The sequence below is a fragment of the Enterococcus mediterraneensis genome, assembly GCF_900604485.1.
Lineage (GTDB): Bacteria > Bacillota > Bacilli > Lactobacillales > Enterococcaceae > Enterococcus_C > Enterococcus_C mediterraneensis.
Genome location: NZ_UWOP01000001.1, coordinates 1,629,824 through 1,650,113 on the forward strand (window position 1 = coordinate 1,629,824; position 20,290 = coordinate 1,650,113).

The following is a 20,290-nucleotide window of genomic DNA, read 5'->3' on the forward strand; positions in this document are numbered from 1 at the left end:
TCTGTGGAAGCTATTGGTTGCCGAAATTCATAAAAAAAATCCTTTTGATACACTCGGATATTATCCGTTTATCGTGTATCAAAAGGATTTTTTTTACAGTAAAGATTAATTTGAGTGAATACTTGATATTAAATTACTGGATCACTCGCTCGTCTGTCATACCGAAATATTGATGAAGGGGTTTTTGTTTGCTGGACAATAAAGCATCGACTGTTACTAATTCAAAACCTTCTTTTTGTAGACCATCGATGATCCCCGGTAAAGCCGCCACAGTTTCCGGATGGATATCATGCATCAAGATGATAGAACCTTCATATGTTTCAGATAAGACTTTATTCGTCATGAGTGCCGCATTTTTTGATTTCCAGTCTTCAGAATCGACATCCCATTGAATGACCGGTTTGCCGATCGTAGCCGCAACTTTTGAATCAACGGCACCATAAGGCGGACGAACATTTTGCGGTAAGATACCTGCCGCTTTGAAAATCGCTTTATCTGTTTTGGTGATCTCAGATTGCACATCAGTAGCAGATAAAGTGGTCAATTGCGGATGGGTAAAAGAATGGTTCGCTATCTCATGTCCTTCCGTATGGACACGCTGAACGATCTTTGGATTGGCGGCTGCATTTTTACCCAACATAAAGAAAGTCGCCTTCACATTTTTTTCTTTTAGAATATCTAATACTTGCGGTGTAGTAGCTGGATTAGGTCCATCGTCAAAAGTCAGCGCTATATATTTTTTCCCTTTCGCTAATGGCGAGGGGGCATCTTTTAAAGCGGCAGGATCTACCAGTGCAGTATTGATATCTGCTGTGATATCTTGATAATCCAATGCGATTTTTGAAACACCGGTATCGTTTTTAGGAAGTTCGATCGTCAAATGCTCTGGCGAGTAAGATATCTTACTATCAAAACTGATCCTTGGCATTGTTAGGACTTTGTCGATCATGGCTTCTTTGTCTTTTGCTTCATGTAAAATCTTTTGTTGGATCACCTGTTGGACGCCCAATAATTCCGCCTCAGAGGAAATGATGTCTTTGACTGTTACTGGTTTGCCAGTTTCGTGGGAGATATAGATAGGCGCTGCTTTCATTCTTTTTTTCTTTACGAATGTTTGTTTTTCTGTATTCCATTTATAGTGATCAGAGATGACTTGATACGTGTCTAATTCAGCTGTTAAGCTTTGTGTGCTGACTTGACTGACAAGTACCGCCATTTCATCTTTCTTCACCTGTTTTTTGTTTTTCTCAGTAACGTTATGGAGCAGGTTATTTATATCTTTGATGGGCACTTGATTTTTTTGAGGGGTGTAGACGACGACTTTCAAGTTATCATTTCCGGTAACAGATTTTTTTTCGGTTAATCCTTTTTGTTCGTGGTCTTCTTGGATCTTAGACAATAGTTTTTTAGTATCAGCTGAAAAACGTTCTTTAGCTAAAGTCTCTTGATGTTTTATTGAAAAAATCAAGTAGCCGCCGCTGATTACCAAAAGTACAAACAGAACTCTAAATAAGAGAAATAAATTTTTTTGATTTTTTTGCTTACCTTGTTGTTCATTATGGCGTTGAGTACGCGTTGTATATTGTTCATTATTCATGAAACCAACTAACCTCCGTTAATGCAGTAAATATTGTCATATGTTTCCTTTTTATAACTTTCTATCATTTATTTTGCTGTATACCTCGTTTAGGTATTATGGAAATTGATAACGACCGTTATCTGGATGATATGTTTAACAGTATCCACCTTAACAAAAATAATCAAAAATATCACTTCAATCATATCTTATTAATCAATGTTTTAAATTTGAAAAAATATCGTAATTTAGTAATAGTCAATAAAATGAGAGAAATATATGATATAAAGCTGTAATTGTTATATTCAATAATCTGATTGGTACGAATATGACACTCTATACACAGTTTTTCTTTTAGTATATTTAATATAAAACGTTATTTTTATTGTGTTGATTTTCATGAAGGGACAATATATTCTTTCTTATAATTTGATTATAAAAAACAATAAAAACTATCTGAACAGTAGCCGGATCCATTTTATGATCCATTACTGTTCAGATAGTTTTTACTAATCTTATTGTTTATTCGTTATCGATACGTTATCTCGGAAGAACTTTAATCAGCGATTTTCTTTGCGGATCAAAATCTTATTCAATAGATGATACATGGCAAAAGAAAGCCAGAAGCCGACACCGTAACAAGCAAACATGATTTCTAATACGACAGCTGCCGCTGACTCTAATACAGGAAAAATCGTTTTCAATCCCCAAACCACAATACTGAACAAAAGCATCATTGCGCCTAAGAGAACAAGATATTTATGATTATGCAGATAAAAAAGCGAATGGTTTTCCGGCAGTTCGCTGGATTTGAATTGTTGGACGATCTGCTGGATGGCTTGTTGCTGATCTGCTCCTTGATCGATCTGATCTTGGACATAATCGTCCATCATTTGCTGTATTTCGATCTTCTCATCTTTTGGCAGTGTCAGATCCTTTACAAAATCTTTTGTGGAAGAATAATTTTTATATAAAGGATTGATCCGCAAATGATCGATATAATTCAGGATAGCCCACAGTGCCGCTGCTAAAATAGCCGCCGTATAGCCCAACACAAAAATCGTTTCTGTTTCTGAAGGCACCATTAAGATATCTAATAAATATGACGTGAAAAACAAAAGCATGGAAAGCAGTAGTGTGGTTTTATAGCTTATTTGTTTGATAGAGAGTCGATTCATTTCTTGCACCTCATAAAAATTTTTGGACAACAGCACTTAAAAGCTGGAAGTCTTTTTTCATTTCCTGCAATTGGAGGCTTCCTTGCTGGGTGATATGATAATATTTTCGTTTTCCGCCATGAGTTTCTTTTCCCCAATAGCTTTCGACATATTCCTGTTTTTCTAATCTTTTCAGTGCCAAATACAGTGTTGCTTCCTGGATCTCAAAATTATGATCAGATTTTTCGGTAATGATCTTTGAAATATGATAGCCGTAGCTGTCCTGTTCCTTTAAAACAGACAAAATCAATAGATCGATGGTCCCCTTTAACATCTCTTTGTTCATAGATATACTCCTGCCTTGATTAGTGGATCTCCTCCATTCATATTACAAGAGAACCCGGCGGATTGCTAATAAAAATTAGCCGATCAGAGACGGCTTTTTTTGAAAACATATTTTTGGAACCAAGAGGCACTCAAAGCGTACATGCACATTGCTGAAAGTACCCAGAAAAGACCAAAGGCTACGCCGCCAAGAAGATCCGCAAGATGGTGGGCGCTGAAATAGATTCTGGATGCTAAGATCCCGATCCAGATGGCGACAGTTAAAACCATCAGCAGATTTCTGGCTGCTGTCTGTTGGATTTTAGGCAGAAAAACGAGACATATTACTGAAAAGAACAATGTGCTGCCTACTGCGTGCCCGCTGGGAAAAGAAAAGCCGTCATCGATCGGCAAGTGCCCCATGGGACGGGTCCTATGAAATGCAAATTTCATCAGTGTACCAATGACTCCACCAGTAGCGACAACACCTAAAAACCAAAATGCTAAAAAATTATACTTTTTAAGAAAAAGCACCAATGAAAATAAAACAGTTAAGATAACTATCGGTGTCGCATCACCGTAAGTCGCAAAAAAAGTCATCACGTCATTCAATAAACCGTGGTTATAGTTCATTGCCGGAGTTCCGATCAGTTGCTGGAAAAACACTGTGATCTTTTGTTCTGTGCGGAGCAGTGGTAGAAAATGAATATGCACCATCAAGCAAGTAGCAGATAAAACAATCAACGAACCTAAAGCATAGATAGGGTAAGTTGATTTGAAAGGAATAAAAGAATTGTTTTTTCTCATTATAACGACCTCGCATTTTACTTTATAATATTAAGTACTTAACTACTAAATAATATAAAGTAATGTACTGAATAATACAAGGTAATTTTCTCTTAAGATACAAATAGTTGCCAACGTCAATTTTTTGTTTGATAATGCCAGTAAATAAAAGGGAGGATAAAAATGACAAAAACACGTTTAGAAACCATTACTGATGGTGTGACGGCAATTATTCTCACTCTGCTGATCTTGGAATTGAAGACGCCAAACACTACTAATTTACAGGCTTTATTGGAGCTGAAGGAAACTTTCTTGGCTTATGTGGTAAGTTTTATTTATATCGTGATCATTTGGAATGCTCATCATTATTTATTTAGTAAATTGAAACGAGTGAATTCCAAGATCATTTGGACGAATTTTTTCTGGATCTTTTGGCTTTCGTTGTGTCCGTTTGCGACAAGCTGGGTCAGTCGTGACTTTTCAGCGTTTTGGCCGGAATTTATCTATGCCATCGTGTTTGCGATGTGGACGGTCTCGTTTGCCATGATCGGCTATGCGATAGACAAAAATGAACCGGAAACAAATGAGGCTCCCCCAAGAGATCCACGCCATCGTATTTCTATTATCATTAATGTACTCCTTTTGCTGATGGTCCCATTATTTCCGCCGATTGCCATGATCGGTCGCGGGATCGTGGCATTATTTTGGGTGATACCGGAAAAAATGTTCGTTAGAAACTGATCGCTTTTTTTTAGAAAAAGTGGAGAAAAGCTGATAGTAAAAACAAGCACAAGCTGGAAAAAGCAAAAACTCTGAACATTCGCTGAAAGAAGCCGATGTTCAGAGTTTTTATATTGATTTTTACAAATATTTTTTACGCACCTTCGACCATATCTCGGCGTTTGTACCCAATATAACCGAAGATGATCAGCACAATACTAATGATAGTGATCGTGATAAAGGTCGGCAAATCAAATTTTTCCATCGGCATATGAGGAGGCCAGCTTTGGATCGCTGTTTTAGCAAACCAGTCAGGCAGATCCAAGATACCGCCGAAATAATTCAACATGAAAGAGTAAGCCAGATACGCGTAAACCAATTTTCCTAATTTAGGTACCCAACCTAATGCTACGGCAGCTAACCCAATAAAGAATAAAACAATTGGGAAGAGATTATAACCTGCTGCCAAAAAGTCTTGCAGATTCATCGCGGAATCATTGCTCATGACTGAAAGAGCGGAAGCACCCAAACTTCCGGCACTTAGAAGAACACTTAATAGTCCTGCAACAATTGCTAACGTGATGGTGGTCCAATAAAGTTTTCCCCGAGTCACTTTCGTTGCGTATAGTTGGCTTAGATGCAAACGTACTTCTTCTGCAAACAGCTTGTTGACGATCGCGATAGGCAAAATCGCTGACAATCCGATCATCACTATCATGATCGTGCTGGTGAATGATGCTTCGATGGAGACGCCGGAAGCAGTGAACATGTGTTTTACAAGGTCATTGCTTTCAAGAAATGACTGCATATCCCCATAGATCGAACCATAAGCGGCACCCATCACCACAAATGCAATCATCCAGCTGACAGCAACGCCGCGGTTGATTCTGAGAAACAGGCCAGGAACAGAAAGCAATGATTTTTTCGCAGTAGCTCGACCGTTGCGTTCCGGCAGATAACCGCCACCCATATCTCGGCTTTCTTCAAGGACAAACGCTGCGATCGTTAATACGAAACTAAAAATCACACCATATACGATCGGCAGCCAATCATTGGTGGTAAAAGGATAGGTCAGATAGACCCAACTTAAAGGATTGATCCGTGATAGATCCAGATTTGAAATATCTGTACCGGCACGGATGATATACAGCAATCCGATGATCGCTAAAGACGAACCGGTAGCACCGGAAGAGATCGGCATGATCTGCGCCATTACTAAAGCGATCACGGCACCGAGTATTCCCGCCAAAGCAACCGAACTGGCGAATAAAATCGAGCCTTCCACCGTAACAGTAGCAACGTTGAAACCAATCATAAGACCTGCGATCACAACAGCTGATGCCAAATTGATCAAGATGGTTTCTATTAAGACCGCCAATGAATTTGCTTGACGGCCAACCCGAAACGAACGAATCAATTCTGTCAGTCCCAGATCTTCTTCTTTACGGGTATGACCGACGACGTGGAGAATGGATAGGATCATTGCGAACAATCCGCAAAAAAGCAGCATCTCATGAGCGTACATCGCTCCTACTGTATAATCAGCACCGTTAGTAATAGGAGTAGGGCCTACCATCGATATCATTGCGGGATTTTGCATTGTTTCAAACATTCCTGCTGCTCCTTGGCCTTTAGCGATCTCTTCAAAAGCGGGGATGAAGGCGCCAGAGAACAAGCCAACTCCTAAAATCCAAAAAATAATCTTCTTCCAATCGCGTTTTAGATATTGTGCAAAAAGCACATTCCAACGCGCAAACTTTTCATTCATCATAGTTCCTCCATTTCAACGCTTACGCTTCATAGTGTCGCATGAACAGGTCTTCAAGCGTTGGCGGCACTGACTCAAATTTTGTGATATCCAATTTGGTAGCGGCACTCAAAATCGCATTGATCTGTTGGTTATCCGCAGAAAATTTTGCTTGATTGTCTTTTTGAACGAAGTCATAAACTCCTGGAAGATCAGCCAGTGTAGAAACATCGCCGACCGTTTCCAAAGTGATCGTCGAGCGTGTCAAATGGCGCAATTCGTCAAGTGTTCCGGTTTCCACAACTTTTCCTTTTCGGATAATGACGACTTTATCTGCCAATCGTTCGACTTCACTTAAAATGTGGGAAGACAATAAGATCGCTTTGCCGGCATTTTTGATTTTTTCCACTTCATCTTGGAAAACAGCTTCCATCAAAGGATCGAGTCCGGAAGTAGGTTCGTCAAAAATATAAAGATCCGAATCAACGGACAATGCCGCGATCAAACCGACTTTTTGCCGGTTCCCTTTTGAATAACTTTTGGCTTTTTTCTTAGGATCCAGTTCAAACCGTTTGATCAAATAATCCCGCTTGGTTTTATCGCCGCCGCCATGAAGTTTAATGAACAGATCGATGATCTCGCCGCCGGTCAAACTGCCCCACAATGCCACATCACCGGGAACGTAAGAAATTCTTTTGTGGATCTCAAGACTGTCTTTCCAGACATCTTTGCCAAAAATCTCTGCATTGCCGGAATCGCTTTTGATGATCCCCAGCAGTGTCCGGATCGTAGTTGATTTTCCTGCGCCGTTGGGACCGATGAAACCAACAACCTCACCAGCTTCTACTGTAAAAGAAACATTCGTCAATGCAGGAGATTTGCCGAATTTTTTTTGCAGTCTTTGTACATTTACAATTTTTGTCATGATTTATAACTCCTTTGTATCTAGACTTATAACGTGCTTTCCAGTTTATTCAAAGAAAGAGAATACATTACATAAAAAAGTATGAAATAGTCTTCTGTTTTCTTTGTTTTAAACCAAAGTTCATTTACAGGTATATAATATTCTTTTTCTATTTTTAAGTCAACGAAATACATCAAGAATTTAAAACTAATTTTCGGTTGATAGTTTATAATATTTTATATATAATAAGTAAATAAAAGTTATAAACTATTTTTATATCTATATTCTTTTTATTCGTATGTATTAGAAAGTTGGAGAAAAAATGAATGGTTTTGAAAAAAGAGCGGAAGAAAAGAAACAGCAGGTACTTGACGCAGCATTTACATTGATGAATTCAGATACTGGGGTGGAAAAGGTCACCATCGAAGAAATTGTAAAGCAGTCCAATGTCTCTAAAGCAACGATTTTTAAATATTTCGGCAGCAAAGAAAACCTGATCGGTGAAGTATTCAAGAGATTTTTGAATGAAATGGGAGATTCTGCTAAAAAGATCATGGCAGAAGAGCGGCCTTTTGAAGAAACGATCATTGCCATGAGTAAAAACAAGATCCGTTTTATGGAGAAGGTGAACAAACAGTTTTATTTGGATATGATGGCGTATGTTACTCATAAAAAAAATGATGAGCTGGCCACGTTGATGGAAGTCTACAGTAAAGAAAGTTTCACTATAATGCTGGATATATTCCACCGAGGCCGTAAAGAAGGCAAGGTAGCATTGAAATATTCCGATGAATTTTTGATGCTGTACTTTGAAGCAATCGTTGAAGGAATCTCGAAACCTCATATCTATGAAAGATTGATGCCCTACACAGAAGAATGGACTGAGATGATCATCAAAGGAATCGCTCCAGATAAAAAAGAAGATCAGTAAATACAAAAAGGATAAAACAGACTCTTTACTGGACAATAAGAGCATGTTTTATCCTTTTTGATATTGCTGCGGGATTAGAATCAGTCTACTCAACATCGTTTTTCTGCTGATTCGATTCGCTTGATCCGGCCGCCGATCCGTCGCGCGAATTGTTCTGATTGTTTTCTATCAGTAAAAACCATCAGCTTTTCCGGCGACTTGTCACGGGTCCGGTGTCCATCTTTAGCGATGTAACCATGTAATACTTTGACAGCGTACATGCGATCTCCTCCTTTTTCATAGATTAATTCATACTATAAAAAAAGAGGGAGGATTGCAAGTTATTTGGCTGAATATTCAGAAAATTACTCAATCTTCAACAAGTAATAGTCCTGAAAGATCTGATGAAACGCCGGCTGCGTTTTTTGCAGACGAACCAAGCGGCCGCTATCTTTTTTCAAAAAACAATGCTGGCTGGTTCCGACTGTCAGCAGTTCATTGGACGAACTGTCATGGATCTCGTAACGAAAGTCAAGGCGTGTCCCGGTATAATTGTCTACAAAGATATCGATACGGACAGTGTCGCCGTATCGGATCATTTGTTTATATTCACAACTGACTGCTAATACAGGAACGATGAGCCCTGCGTTTTCTAGTTGGTGATAGGGCAGATTCAGAAATTCCAGTAATGCGACCCGGGCTTCTTCAAACCAGCGGATATAATTTGAATGATGGATGATCCCCATTTGATCGGTTTCATAATAATGAGGTTGGCGTTGATAGCCATGATAAAGTTCCACGTATTTTGCTCCTTTTTGTCCCAAGTATACAATAAGAAAGCAAAACCCTCTAGTCTTGCTTTCTTATCCGTTTAGCTGAACAATTTATCAATGATATCGTAGTCCTCATTTGAAAGGCGGATGTCGATAGCTTGTGCATTGGCTTGGACTTGTTCTGGTTTTTTCGCTCCAGGGATGACTGCGGTGATATCAGGATTTTTTAAATACCAAGCCAAAACCAATTGGGCAACTGTTGCATCATAACGCTGTGCTATTTCTTTCATTTGATCGACTTTTTGAATGATTGTTTGGAACCGTACACCCTTGAAATCAGCTTTTTTGCTGCGAAGATCGTTTTCGTCAAAGGTCATTTCTTTAGAATATTTGCCTGTCAGCAAACCCGAAGCCAATGGAAAATAAGGGACAAAACTAATGCGATTTTCTCGTAGATACGGTAATAGTTCTGTTTCCGCTTCACGATGGATCAGACTGAATTGATCCTCCACGACATCCACGTAACCGTCTTGGTTGGCTTCTTTGACTTGTGCCAGATCAAAATTGGAGATTCCAATAGCTCGGATCTTGCCGGCTTCTTTCAAACGATGCAAAGCGGCGACCGCTTCGTTTTTTGGCGTTGCTTCGTCAGGAAAATGGATATAGAAAATATCGATGTATTCCGTTTGCAGACGGCGCAATGCGTCTTCTACCGATTTTTCCAGAAATTCCGGCGAATTGTTTTTAGTCCCTGGATTTTCAGGATCATGGGCGGCTTTTGTCGCAATGATCACGCGTGAACGATCAAATTCATCTTCTTGCAACACTTCGCCGATCAATTCTTCTGAACGCCCATTGCCATAAGCGTAAGCCGTATCTAATAATGTAATGCCGCTGCGTAATGCCATGCGGACGATTTCTTTGCCGGTCTCATCATCAAGTCCGGGGAAAAGATTGTGCCCGCCCACCGCGTTTGCTCCTAATCCTAAAGTTGACGCGTATACCCGCGATTTTCCGATTCGTACATCTGCCATAAAAAAATCCCTCCTATTTTTTCTTATTCTTTCTATTTTCTTTCTATTTATAGTCTAGAACAGATCAAGAAAAAGAAAAACTATCTTGCACTGGAGTTTATAGAAAACAGCTTGACATTTTCCATATATTTTAGTAGTTTATTGGTAATATGAAAATCGATGAAAGAGCGAGTAAGTTACAAGGAACTTTCTAGAGAGAACTATCATGGCTGAAAATAGTTCAAGACTTGTACCCGAAAGACACTCTGGAGATGAGCGAGTGAAAAGCCGCTTCGTTTGCAAACGTTACTTGCATAGAGGAAAACAGTGATGTTTTCGAACTTAGGTGGTACCGCGTATGTCAATCATTCGCCCTTGTATAAAACAAGGGCGATTTTTTTTTGTTGCAGAAGCTGATGGTTTTAACAGCTATCGTGCAGGTGTCGAACAGTACTGCTTAGATATACTAAAAAGAAAAAATTAGGAGGAAACGAAATGAGTTATCAACGTCCGAAAGGAACCAATGATATCTTGCCTGGCGAATCAGAAAAATGGCAATTTGTGGAAGAAACGGCCCGTTTATTGTTCCATGATTATCAATACAGTGAGATCCGCACACCGATCTTTGAGCATTATGAAGTGATTGCCCGCAGTGTCGGTGATACGACAGATATCGTCTCAAAGGAAATGTATGACTTTTTTGATAAAGGTGATCGCCATGTAACACTGCGTCCAGAAGGAACAGCGCCTATCGTAAGATCCTTTGTAGAAAATAAATTATACGGTCCGGAATATGCAAAACCATACAAAACATTTTATATGGGACCAATGTTTCGCTATGAGCGGCCACAAAAAGGCCGGTTGCGTCAATTCCATCAAATCGGTGTAGAAGCGTTCGGCAGTGTCAATCCAGCCACAGACGTTGAAACGATGGCGATGGCGTTGGATTTCTTCAAACAACTTGGGATCCAACAAATCCGTTTAGTGATCAATTCATTGGGAGATAAAGAGACTCGTCAAGCATACCGTCAAGCGTTGATCGATTATCTTGTACCTCATGAAGCAGAGCTGAGTGAAGACTCCAAACGCCGCCTTCACGAAAATCCTTTGCGGGTCTTAGACAGCAAAGATAAACGAGATCAAAAATTCGTGGCGGATGCGCCTTCGATTTTAGATTATCTCAGCGAACCGGCAAAAAAACATTTTGACGAAGTGATTAAAATGTTGGATGCACTGGAAATTCCTTATGAAGTAGACGCGAATATGGTGCGGGGATTGGATTATTACACCCACACGATCTTTGAGATCATGAGCGATGCACCGGGGATGGGCGCGCAAGCTACGATCTGTGCCGGCGGTCGTTATGATCAATTGGTAGAAGAATTGGGAGGACCGGCTACTCCAGGTTTCGGTTTCGCATTAGGGATCGAACGGGTATTGTTGACTCTGGCTGCAGAAGAAGTGGTTATTCCTGCAATGAACGAGTTGGATGCTTACGTAGTCAGCATCGGTGAATCAACGAATATCGAAGCGTTGAAAGTAGTCCAAGCGATCCGCAATTTTGGTTTTTCTGCCGACCGTGATGTGATGCAAAGAAAAGCAAAAGCACAATTCAAAACAGCGGACAAAGCCGGCGCGAAATTAGTTTTGACGTTGGGTGAAGATGAATTGGAACAAGGAATCATCAACGTCAAGTCAATGGCTAGCCGTAAAGAAAAAAGTTTCCCGCTGACGAAAATCTATGAAGATTTTTCAGGAGTCTATGATGAAATGAGCATGTTGGAAGAATAGGAGAGAAATAAAATGGCAAAACGCACGATTTATTGCGGATTGGTTTCTGACGAACAAGTCAGTCAAACTGTTACATTAAAAGGTTGGGTACAAAAAAGAAGAGATTTAGGAGGCGTGATTTTTATCGATCTGCGCGACCGTGAAGGGATCGTTCAAGTTGTATTCAATCCTGAAAAATCAAAAGAAGCATGGGAGATCGCAGACAAGTGCCGCAGCGAATTTGTGATCGAAGTGACTGGTGAAGTTGTTCACCGCAGTCCTGAAGCAATCAATCCTAAAATGGCGACGGGCAAATTTGAAGTGATGGCTTCAGAGATCAAAATTTTAAACAAAGCAAAAACACCGCCGTTTTTGATTGAAGATGAACAAAATATCAGTGACGAAGTACGTCTAAAATACCGTTATTTGGACTTGCGCCGTCCTAAGATGACGAAAAACTTGATTTTGCGCAACAAAACAACCCAAGCGATCCGTCATTATTTGGATGAAAATGACTTTTTGGATATCGAAACACCTTATTTAGCAAAATCGACTCCAGAAGGCGCGCGGGATTATCTGGTTCCTTCCCGGGTCCATCCAGGTCATTTTTACGCATTGCCTCAATCACCGCAGATTTTCAAACAGTTATTGATGAATGCCGGTATGGACCGCTATTATCAAATCGTCCGCTGTTTCCGGGATGAAGACTTGCGGGGGGACCGCCAACCTGAATTTACACAGGTAGATATCGAAACGACATTCCTTTCAGCAGAAGAGATCCAAGAGTACACAGAAGGCTTGATCGCGAAAGTAATGAAAGATGTCAAAGGGATCGATGTTACACTACCATTTCCTCGTATGACTTACGACGAAGCGATGGCCCGTTACGGAAGCGACAAACCGGATACTCGGTTTGCAATGGAACTGATCGATCTTAGCGAAACAGTCAAAGACGTGGATTTCAAAGTTTTTCAAATGGCATTGGAAAACGGCGGGGTCGTCAAAGCACTGAATGCGAAAGGTGCAGCAAGCCGCTATTCACGGAAAGATATGGATCAATTAGGACAATATGTCGGTCAATTCGGCGCGAAAGGCTTGGCTTGGCTTAAAGTGGAAGAAGATGGCTTGAAAGGACCGATTGCTAAATTCTTAGCGGATAAACAAGATGCGATCATTCAAGCAACAGATGCTGAAGTCGGCGACTTGCTGATGTTTGGCGCGGATAAATTTGATGTGGTCTCAGCAGCTTTAGGAGCAGTGCGGACACGTTTAGGAAAAGAATTAGAGTTAATCGATACAACTAAATTCAATTTCTTATGGGTAACTGACTGGCCGCAATTCGAATACGACGCAGAAGCGCAACGCTATGTCTCCGCTCACCATCCATTTACAATGCCGAAAGAAAGCGACATTCCATTGTTAAGCAGTGATCCGGCAAAAGTTTATGCGGAAGCTTACGATATCGTCTTGAACGGATACGAACTAGGAGGCGGATCATTGCGGATCCACACTCGAGAAGTTCAAGAAAAAATGTTTGAGACACTAGGCTTTTCAAAAGAAGCGATGGAAGAACAATTCGGCTTCTTATTGGAAGCGTTGGATTACGGCTTCCCTCCACATGGCGGGATCGCTTTAGGACTTGATCGTTTTGCGATGTTGTTAGCTGGTGAAGACAATATCCGTGAAGTGATCGCCTTTCCGAAAAACGGGAAAGCTGCCGATCCAATGTCAGCTGCCCCAAGTATCGTATCGCCATTACAGCTTTTTGAACTGAACATCGACGTGACTTCGATCGAAGAAGAATAAATTTTCATGAAAAGGACAACTTTTAAGAGTTGTCCTCTTCTTTTTACAGAAAATTTTCGTATAATGAGAGAAGAATATTCGAAACGAGGCCCTATTTTCCATGACTAAATTTTTGAAACACTTGCCCCATCCAGATTTTGCAACAAAATTCTCTTATTCGATCGTTTATGCGCTATTAGCTTCTATTTCTGTGAATTTTTTTTATCAGCCAGGACATATTTATTCTAGCGGGATCACAGGGGTCGCTCAGATCTTGACCACGTTATCTAAAGATCTGATCGGTGTGCATGTTCCGGTATCTCTGGCATTATCGTTGTTGAATATACCACTGTTTTTTCTAGGCTGGTTTAAAATCGGACATAAATTTACGATTTTTACCGGGATCACTGTTGTTTTGACATCGATTTTTATGCAGATCATGCCGGAAGAAGTTCTTTCTGATGATCCGATAATTTGTGCGATTTTTGGTGGAGCGGTCATGGGGGCTGGGATCGGCTATGCGCTGAAAAGCGGGTTGTCTTCTGGCGGCTTAGATTTTCTAAGTATCGCGATCCGCAAAAAAACCGGCAAGACGATCGGCTCGATCTCGATCATTTTCAATTTATTTATCATGTTGGCAGCAGGGATCTTGTTTGGTTGGCAATATGCGTTGTATAGCGCGTTAGCGATTTTTGTCAGCGGCAAAGTGACGGATGCTGTTTACACGAAGCAAAAGAAGATGCAGGTGACGATCATTACTCGTTATCCTGATCGGGTGATCCACACGATCCAACATCGCATGCGGCGGGGGATCACGATCATCAATGAAGCAGAAGGTGCTTATCATCATGATAAGCAGACAGTTCTTTTGACAGTAGTGACTCGATTTGAGTTACCATTATTGCGCAGTGCGATGAAAGAAGCTGATCCTAAGGCGTTTGTCAGTATCGCTGAGAATGTTCAGATCTTAGGGCGGTTTTACGAGGAAGAGCTGTAAAATATCATCAAGAAATATTACAGGACTTTCTCTAATATTTTTTTCGCAAGTGCGCGAACAAATCTTTAATTTTTTTGAAAATATTTTATTTTGTATAGATAAAAAATGCCATTTTTTTGGAGAATATGGCATGATAAGATGGTGTTATTTGTAGTTTATTAATGGGTAGAATAACGAAAAAAAAGAAAAGTTGGAATGAGGATGCAACAAAAAAAACGACTTAAAAAGAGCCGTTACATCACAGGGTTCGATGGAATTCGCACGTTGGCTGTAATCGGAGTTATTTTTTATCATTTATTACCAACGAGAATGCGGGGAGGCTATTTAGGTGTACCTGTGTTTTTCGCAGTTTCAGGATATTTGATCACAGATCTGCTGAGGCAGGAATGGGATCAAAATGGCAAGATAGCGATCTGGCAATTTTATGTCCGGCGGATGAAACGTCTTTATCCGGGACTGGTCTTTTTAATGATCACCGGATCTGCTTATATCACGCTGTTTCAGCGTAATTTATTGAATAATCTAAAAGGAATTTTTTCCAGCAGTTTGCTCTATGTAAACAACTGGTGGCAGATCAATAATGGAATGTCATATTTTGACCGCTTTGCAAACGAGTCGCCGTTTACACATATCTGGTCATTGGCTGTCGAAGGACAGAATTATCTGATCTGGCCATTGTTGTTCGTAGTATTGATGAAGATCTGCAAAAAAAGACAGCATGTATTTTATACGGTCTTTGCACTGGCCTGTGCGTCGGCTGTCTGGATGGCTATCAAATACGTGCCTGGAGCTGATCCGACGCGTGTGTATTATGGGACAGATACCCGCTTGTTTTCTATTTGGCTGGGTTCGGCGTTGGCATTCATCTGGCCTAGCACCCATTTGAAAGAGCAGATCCCCCGTAAAGCAAAGCAGGTATTGAACGGAGCGGGGATCATTAGTTTCTTGCTTTTAGCCGCAGCATTTTTCTTTTTAGATGCTCATTATACATTTATTTATTACGGCGGGATGTTTTTGATCAGTTTGCTCTGTGTGATCTTAGTAGCAGTGGTGGCTCATCCAGGCGCCAGTTTGAACAAATGGCTGACAAATCCGATTTTCAGCTATATCGGCAAACGGAGTTACGGTATCTATCTCTACCAGTTTCCAGTTATGATCTTTTACGAATCAAAAATCAATAGTATTGCCGACAATGTCTGGCTGCATACATTGATTGAATTGGCACTGATCCTTATTATCAGCGAATTATCTTATCGTTATATTGAGAATCCTTTGCGGCGTTTCGATTATGGAAAAAGTTGGCGGACAGTCAAAGGTTGGTTTGAAACGCCGATCATCAGCCGTCAAAAAATATGGTTGTTGCCTAGTCTTGCGGTGATCGTTATCTCAATCGTGGGATTGGCGATCGCGCCTACTAATCATGTAGATGCCAATCAAAAACGCCTACAGGAAAATATCGCTGCCAACAAAGCCGTAGCAGAAAAATCCAGAAAAGCCGCACAATCACAAGACAATTCATCAGCACAGACTAGTCAGTCCTTGGATGAATCACAAAAATCGTTGATCGACAAATACGGTTTGACAGAAGCCCAAGTGAAAAAAGCGCAAAAAATGGAGCTGACTGCATTTGGTGATTCCGTGATGTTGGATGCGACTTCAGATTTGAAAGAGATATTCCCAAATATCATCGTTGATGCAGATATCGGTCGTCAGCTTTATGCCAGCGCCGATCTTGTGAAAAAATTAGATGAAGATGGATTATTGAAAAAGAATGTATTGGTAGGTCTAGGTACCAACGGATCTTTCACGGAAGCACAGTTTGATGCTTTTATGAAGGAATTAGGCGATCGGAACGTTTACTGGGTAAATGTGCGAGTACCGACACAACGTTGGCAAAATGATGTGAATACGATGCTGACGAAAATGGCGGAAAAATATAAAAATATCACATTGATCGACTGGTACAGTCTAAGTAATAATCACGAAGACTGGTTCTATGAGGATCGCGTCCATCCAAATACCGATGGCATGGTCTACTACTGCCAACTGGTCTCCCAAACAATATTGAAATAAATCTGAGAAAATAAGTAACCGAACTATATGTCCTTAAAAATCGAGGGATATAGTTCGGTTATTTTTGTATCATATCAATGTGGATTCTAGGAGTTTTGATAATTTAGCTGTTTTCAGCAATCTTTTTCATCCAAATAGGCAGCAAGTGACTGATAGCTGTTGGCAACACGACGTAATGGTCTTGCGCCAATTGGTCGCCAATCAGACTATGAAGGTAGACTGCGGCGCTGATCGTTTGTATATCTTGGGTAAATTGACCTAAAAAAGCTGTGATGATCCCTGCCAATGTGTCGCCCATTCCCCCTGTTGCCATTGCTGGATCGCCGGCAGGATTTTTATAGATTTTATCAGCGGTGTAGATTTCAGTCCGATGACTTTTCAATACGATCGTCGCGCCGATTTTTTGCTGGGCTCGTTGATTGGCGGCAGCTTCTTGTTTCTCGACAGGGATACCGCTCAGACGCTGCCATTCCATCTGATGGGGAGTGAAAATCGTTTTTTCCGGCTTTGGAAGGGAATAATCTCCTTCAGAAAACAAGGTAATAGCTGAGCCATCGATCACTAACCATTGTTCTTTTTGTGTTTGCAATACAAAGTGCAGCAGTCTTTTGGCGTGTTCGTCTTCTCCTAAACCCGGTCCGATCAAGATCACATCGGCACTTTCGATTACTTTTGCAAGTGTCTGCTCCTCTTGCCAATCCAAAACCATGACCTCCGGCAGACGTGCGTGTAAAGAAGCGTGATTTTTTGGATGCGTAGCAACTGTCGTCAATCCTGCACCGCCATAAACACAGGCTTCTGCGCTCATCATGATGGCTCCACCATATTGCTGATTACCGCCGATCAAAACCACTTTTCCATAGTCGCCTTTGTGGGATTCCGCTGGTCGCGGATGGATCACCTTCGCTAAAAGTTCTTTTGTGAATTCTTTCATTGTTTTCACCGCCAAGTCTTTTCTTCTATTATAACGAACATTTGCAAAACAGGAAATTTTTAGAAAATTGACTCTTTGTTTTTCATTTCTACTAAAGAAATGGTATCATTGGACACGAGAGTAGATTTAGGAGGAATGTATCATGACAATCGATTGGCAAAAAGAAGTCGAAGCTCGGAAAGACGACTTGTTGAAAGATTTATTTGATCTATTAAGAATCAACAGTGAACGAGACGACTCAAAAAAAACAGCGGACGCTCCATTTGGTCCAGGACCTCGTGACGCGCTGCTGCATATGTTAGGATACGGCGAACGAGACGGCTTTACCGTGAAAAATGTCGATAACTATGCTGGACATATCGAATATGGCGAAGGTGATGAAACATTAGGGATCTTTGGTCATATGGATGTGGTGCCTGCTGGAGATGGCTGGGATACAGATCCTTATGAACCAGTATTGAAAGACGGCAAGATCTTTGCTCGCGGTTCTTCCGATGACAAAGGGCCAAGTATGGCTGCTTATTATGCATTGAAGATCATCAAAGAATTGGAACTGCCATTAACAAAGAAAATCCGTTTTGTTGTAGGTAGTGACGAAGAGTCCGGCTGGGGCGACATGAACTACTACTTTGAACATGAAGAAAAACCTGATTTCGGTTTCTCACCGGATGCAGAATTTCCGATCATCAACGGTGAAAAAGGAAATGTGACATTGAAACTGCATTTTTCCGGTGATAATTCCGGCGAATATACATTAAACGAATTTGCTGCCGGTTTGCGGGAAAATATGGTACCTGGTGCGGCAAAAGCTCAAGTTACTGTACCATCAGCAGAAGCGGCTGCCGAATTGGAAAAAGCATTCGCAGAATTCACGACAGCTAATCCTGTCAGCGGAACTGTCAAAGCGGACGGCAATACTGTTGCAATCGAATTAGTTGGTAAAAGCGCGCACGGCGCAAGCCCACAAGCAGGGATCAATGCCGGTACTTTCTTGGCTCTGTTCTTAGATCAATATGCGTTTGCCGGCGGCGGGAAAAACTTCCTGCACACTGCGGCAACTTATATCCATGAAGACTTCTACGGTGAAAAATCCGGTGTCGCTCATGAAGATGCAAAAATGGGCAAATTGACGATGAACGCTGGGTTGTTCGCGTTTGCTGCAGATCAAGCGGAATCTGAAAACTACATCGCATTGAACTTCCGTTATCCAAAAGGTGTGACAGCAGATGATCTTGAAAACGAATTGAACAACGTCGTTTCCAAAGAAAATGCTTCGATCGTTCGTGGTGAACGCAATATGGCGCCCCACTATGTACCTGAAAATGATCCATTGGTAGCGACTCTTCTACAAGTTTATGAAGATCATACCGGTGAAAAAGGACACGAACAAATCATCGGCGGCGGCACATACGGACGTCTGTTGGAACGCGGTGTCGCATACGGCGCGATGTTCCCAGGCTATACGGATACGATGCACCAAGCAAATGAATTCATGACATTAGACGATCTGTTGCGCGCAGCAGCTATTTATGCTGATGCCATCTATCGTTTGGCGAAGTAATCTAAAACAATCAAAGTAAAAAATACCCGAATGTTGGAATGCTCCTGTTGACGAGCTTTCCAGCATTCGGATTTTTTTATTTTCACAATTAGTTAACGTCAGTTCATCTTCTCGCTATATCAGTTGCCTACCACCCTGCATTGACGTCCAAGAACCCGTTCTCATCTTTCAAAATAGTGAAGGGCAAACTTTTTAGCTATAAAACATTTTGATCTTGATATCTTGGTCGTAATTACCAAAACCTTTTCCAAAGAGGGTACAACCGCCAACGTATTTTGCTGTATCTTTGACCTCGATTTTCAAGTGCCAAGTATCTTCATAAGCAGGTATATCTTTAATAGTGATGGGTGATAAAGGCTCTCCTTCCATATAAGTACCATGCTCCATGATTCGAATCGTTTTTAATAAACCATATTGGTTTAAATTATCTGGATACCAATCTGGTGTATATTTACCACGAATATCAGCAAAATCTCCAGGGCTAGTCCAAGTACCAAGTTCAATCCCATTTAAACTGAAGGTAATATCAGAAGGCCAATTATTATTTGAAAATGGGAACTCAGAAGAAATCTCCATCGAAATTTCCATCATTTCCAGCTTTTCTTCCAATGATAGGAAATTTGGAGATTGGTATTCAACAAATCCTTTCGTGAACCACAAAATTCGAGCATTCATTCGATTTGGATCCATAAAAAATTTAGGTTCATCAACAGGTCCAATGAATCCAGAAAGAGTAGCCAGACCACAAGTAGGTTCCACGGAGTAATTTGTGTAATGACCAATTGGAATTGAGGTTTCTCGAGTGTCGAATGCATTGAAAATTTTTTCCGGAAAATTGATATCAATGTGATCAACTCGTAAACTGGAGATTTTCTGTTGACCGATACGTTCAGTTTTGATGATTTTAGCTTCTTCTAATTTCTTGATATGCATTGTAACGATGGCACTACTCAGTCCTAATTCATGAGCAATTTCCTTGACGTTCATTTTATTTTTCGATAATAATTGGATAATTTTTATTCGGACATTACTGGCTAATGCTTCATAGACCGGTAATGCTTCCTGAGTAATTTCTAATTGCATATTTTTACCTCCATGCAAATACGATTTATGATTTATTTGAATATTAACATATTTGCTAATTTATGTAAATGTAATTAACTCTGCGAATTATAATTAATATATTTGTTAACTTAAAATAAATATACATTAACTATTTTAACAAAAATATTGTTGACAACGATTTCATTTGAAGTTATT

General features: G+C 40.5%; 19 protein-coding genes and 1 other annotated feature. Of the genes, 8 read left to right on the plus strand and 11 right to left on the minus strand.

Annotated features, from left to right (window positions below):
- Positions 1–133: 133 nt before the first annotated feature.
- The 4 genes from EFB00_RS07980 to EFB00_RS07995 all read right to left on the minus strand — a co-directional run bounded on the left by EFB00_RS07980 (position 134) and on the right by EFB00_RS07995 (position 3,864).
- The gene (locus EFB00_RS07980; protein WP_122646321.1) at positions 134–1,597 is read right to left on the minus strand and encodes a polysaccharide deacetylase family protein; all 1,464 of its coding nucleotides are present in this window, start codon (positions 1,595–1,597) and stop codon (positions 134–136) included.
- 539 nt (positions 1,598–2,136) lie between these two features.
- Positions 2,137–2,754, minus strand: a complete 618-nt coding sequence (locus EFB00_RS07985; RefSeq protein WP_122646322.1) for a hypothetical protein — start codon at positions 2,752–2,754, stop codon at positions 2,137–2,139.
- A 10-nt stretch (positions 2,755–2,764) separates the two neighbouring features.
- Positions 2,765–3,079, minus strand: coding sequence for a PadR family transcriptional regulator (locus EFB00_RS07990; RefSeq protein WP_122646323.1), 315 nt, complete (start codon positions 3,077–3,079; stop codon positions 2,765–2,767).
- An 83-nt stretch (positions 3,080–3,162) separates the two neighbouring features.
- Entirely contained in the window at positions 3,163–3,864 is a 702-nt protein-coding gene (locus EFB00_RS07995) for a phosphatase PAP2 family protein (protein ID WP_122646324.1), read from the minus strand.
- Between the two features lie 162 nt (positions 3,865–4,026).
- On the opposite strand from EFB00_RS07995, the gene EFB00_RS08000 reads away from it, so the two are divergent.
- Positions 4,027–4,584 carry a TMEM175 family protein gene (locus tag EFB00_RS08000; protein ID WP_122646325.1) on the plus strand — a complete coding sequence of 186 codons (558 nt, stop codon included), beginning with the start codon at positions 4,027–4,029 and terminating at the stop codon, positions 4,582–4,584.
- Positions 4,585–4,717: 133 nt separating this feature from the next.
- On the opposite strand, the gene EFB00_RS08005 is transcribed toward EFB00_RS08000, so the two are convergent.
- Together EFB00_RS08005 and EFB00_RS08010 are read right to left on the minus strand one after the other, a co-directional pair.
- Positions 4,718–6,331, minus strand: coding sequence for an ABC transporter permease (locus tag EFB00_RS08005; RefSeq protein ID WP_122646326.1), 1,614 nt, complete (start codon positions 6,329–6,331; stop codon positions 4,718–4,720).
- A gap of 22 nt (positions 6,332–6,353) precedes the next feature.
- Positions 6,354–7,235: an ABC transporter ATP-binding protein gene (locus EFB00_RS08010; RefSeq protein ID WP_122646327.1), complete on the minus strand. Its 882-nt coding sequence runs from the start codon at positions 7,233–7,235 to the stop codon at positions 6,354–6,356.
- Positions 7,236–7,536: 301 nt separating this feature from the next.
- Between EFB00_RS08010 and EFB00_RS08015 the strand changes: the two genes are divergently transcribed.
- Entirely contained in the window at positions 7,537–8,145 is a 609-nt protein-coding gene (locus EFB00_RS08015) for a TetR/AcrR family transcriptional regulator (RefSeq protein ID WP_122646328.1), read from the plus strand.
- An 89-nt stretch (positions 8,146–8,234) separates the two neighbouring features.
- Here EFB00_RS08015 and EFB00_RS13445 read toward each other — a convergent pair whose 3' ends face one another.
- From EFB00_RS13445 to EFB00_RS08025, 3 genes are all read right to left on the minus strand, one after another.
- Positions 8,235–8,405, minus strand: a complete 171-nt coding sequence (locus EFB00_RS13445; RefSeq protein WP_164709449.1) for a hypothetical protein — start codon at positions 8,403–8,405, stop codon at positions 8,235–8,237.
- Positions 8,406–8,489: 84 nt separating this feature from the next.
- A complete protein-coding gene (locus tag EFB00_RS08020; RefSeq protein ID WP_122646329.1) occupies positions 8,490–8,924 on the minus strand; it encodes an acyl-CoA thioesterase in 435 nt (144 codons plus the stop codon).
- A gap of 71 nt (positions 8,925–8,995) precedes the next feature.
- Complete coding sequence (locus tag EFB00_RS08025) at positions 8,996–9,931, minus strand: aldo/keto reductase (RefSeq protein ID WP_122646330.1); 936 nt, start codon at positions 9,929–9,931, stop codon at positions 8,996–8,998.
- 150 nt (positions 9,932–10,081) lie between these two features.
- Positions 10,082–10,290: a binding site (T-box leader), on the plus strand.
- On the opposite strand from EFB00_RS08025, the gene EFB00_RS13735 reads away from it, so the two are divergent.
- From EFB00_RS13735 to EFB00_RS08045, 5 genes are all read left to right on the plus strand, one after another.
- Entirely contained in the window at positions 10,269–10,394 is a 126-nt protein-coding gene (locus tag EFB00_RS13735) for a hypothetical protein (RefSeq protein ID WP_277424025.1), read from the plus strand. It overlaps the preceding feature by 22 nt.
- Positions 10,395–10,405: 11 nt before the next feature.
- The gene (gene hisS, locus EFB00_RS08030; RefSeq protein WP_122646331.1) at positions 10,406–11,701 is read left to right on the plus strand and encodes a histidine--tRNA ligase; all 1,296 of its coding nucleotides are present in this window, start codon (positions 10,406–10,408) and stop codon (positions 11,699–11,701) included.
- Positions 11,702–11,713: 12 nt separating this feature from the next.
- Positions 11,714–13,486 carry an aspartate--tRNA ligase gene (gene aspS / locus EFB00_RS08035; RefSeq protein ID WP_122646332.1) on the plus strand — a complete coding sequence of 591 codons (1,773 nt, stop codon included), beginning with the start codon at positions 11,714–11,716 and terminating at the stop codon, positions 13,484–13,486.
- Between the two features lie 100 nt (positions 13,487–13,586).
- Positions 13,587–14,462 carry a YitT family protein gene (locus tag EFB00_RS08040; protein ID WP_122646333.1) on the plus strand — a complete coding sequence of 292 codons (876 nt, stop codon included), beginning with the start codon at positions 13,587–13,589 and terminating at the stop codon, positions 14,460–14,462.
- A 201-nt stretch (positions 14,463–14,663) separates the two neighbouring features.
- Positions 14,664–16,535, plus strand: a complete 1,872-nt coding sequence (locus tag EFB00_RS08045; RefSeq protein ID WP_122646334.1) for an acyltransferase family protein — start codon at positions 14,664–14,666, stop codon at positions 16,533–16,535.
- A 103-nt stretch (positions 16,536–16,638) separates the two neighbouring features.
- On the opposite strand, the gene EFB00_RS08050 is transcribed toward EFB00_RS08045, so the two are convergent.
- Positions 16,639–17,469: an NAD(P)H-hydrate dehydratase gene (locus tag EFB00_RS08050; protein ID WP_122647071.1), complete on the minus strand. Its 831-nt coding sequence runs from the start codon at positions 17,467–17,469 to the stop codon at positions 16,639–16,641.
- A 142-nt stretch (positions 17,470–17,611) separates the two neighbouring features.
- On the opposite strand from EFB00_RS08050, the gene pepV reads away from it, so the two are divergent.
- A complete protein-coding gene (pepV, locus tag EFB00_RS08055; protein ID WP_122646335.1) occupies positions 17,612–19,030 on the plus strand; it encodes a dipeptidase PepV in 1,419 nt (472 codons plus the stop codon).
- 192 nt (positions 19,031–19,222) lie between these two features.
- Here the strand turns inward: pepV and EFB00_RS08060 are convergent, their stop codons facing one another.
- A complete protein-coding gene (locus EFB00_RS08060) occupies positions 19,223–20,113 on the minus strand; it encodes an ArsR/SmtB family transcription factor (protein ID WP_122646336.1) in 891 nt (296 codons plus the stop codon).
- Between the last annotated feature and the right edge of the window lie 177 nt (positions 20,114–20,290).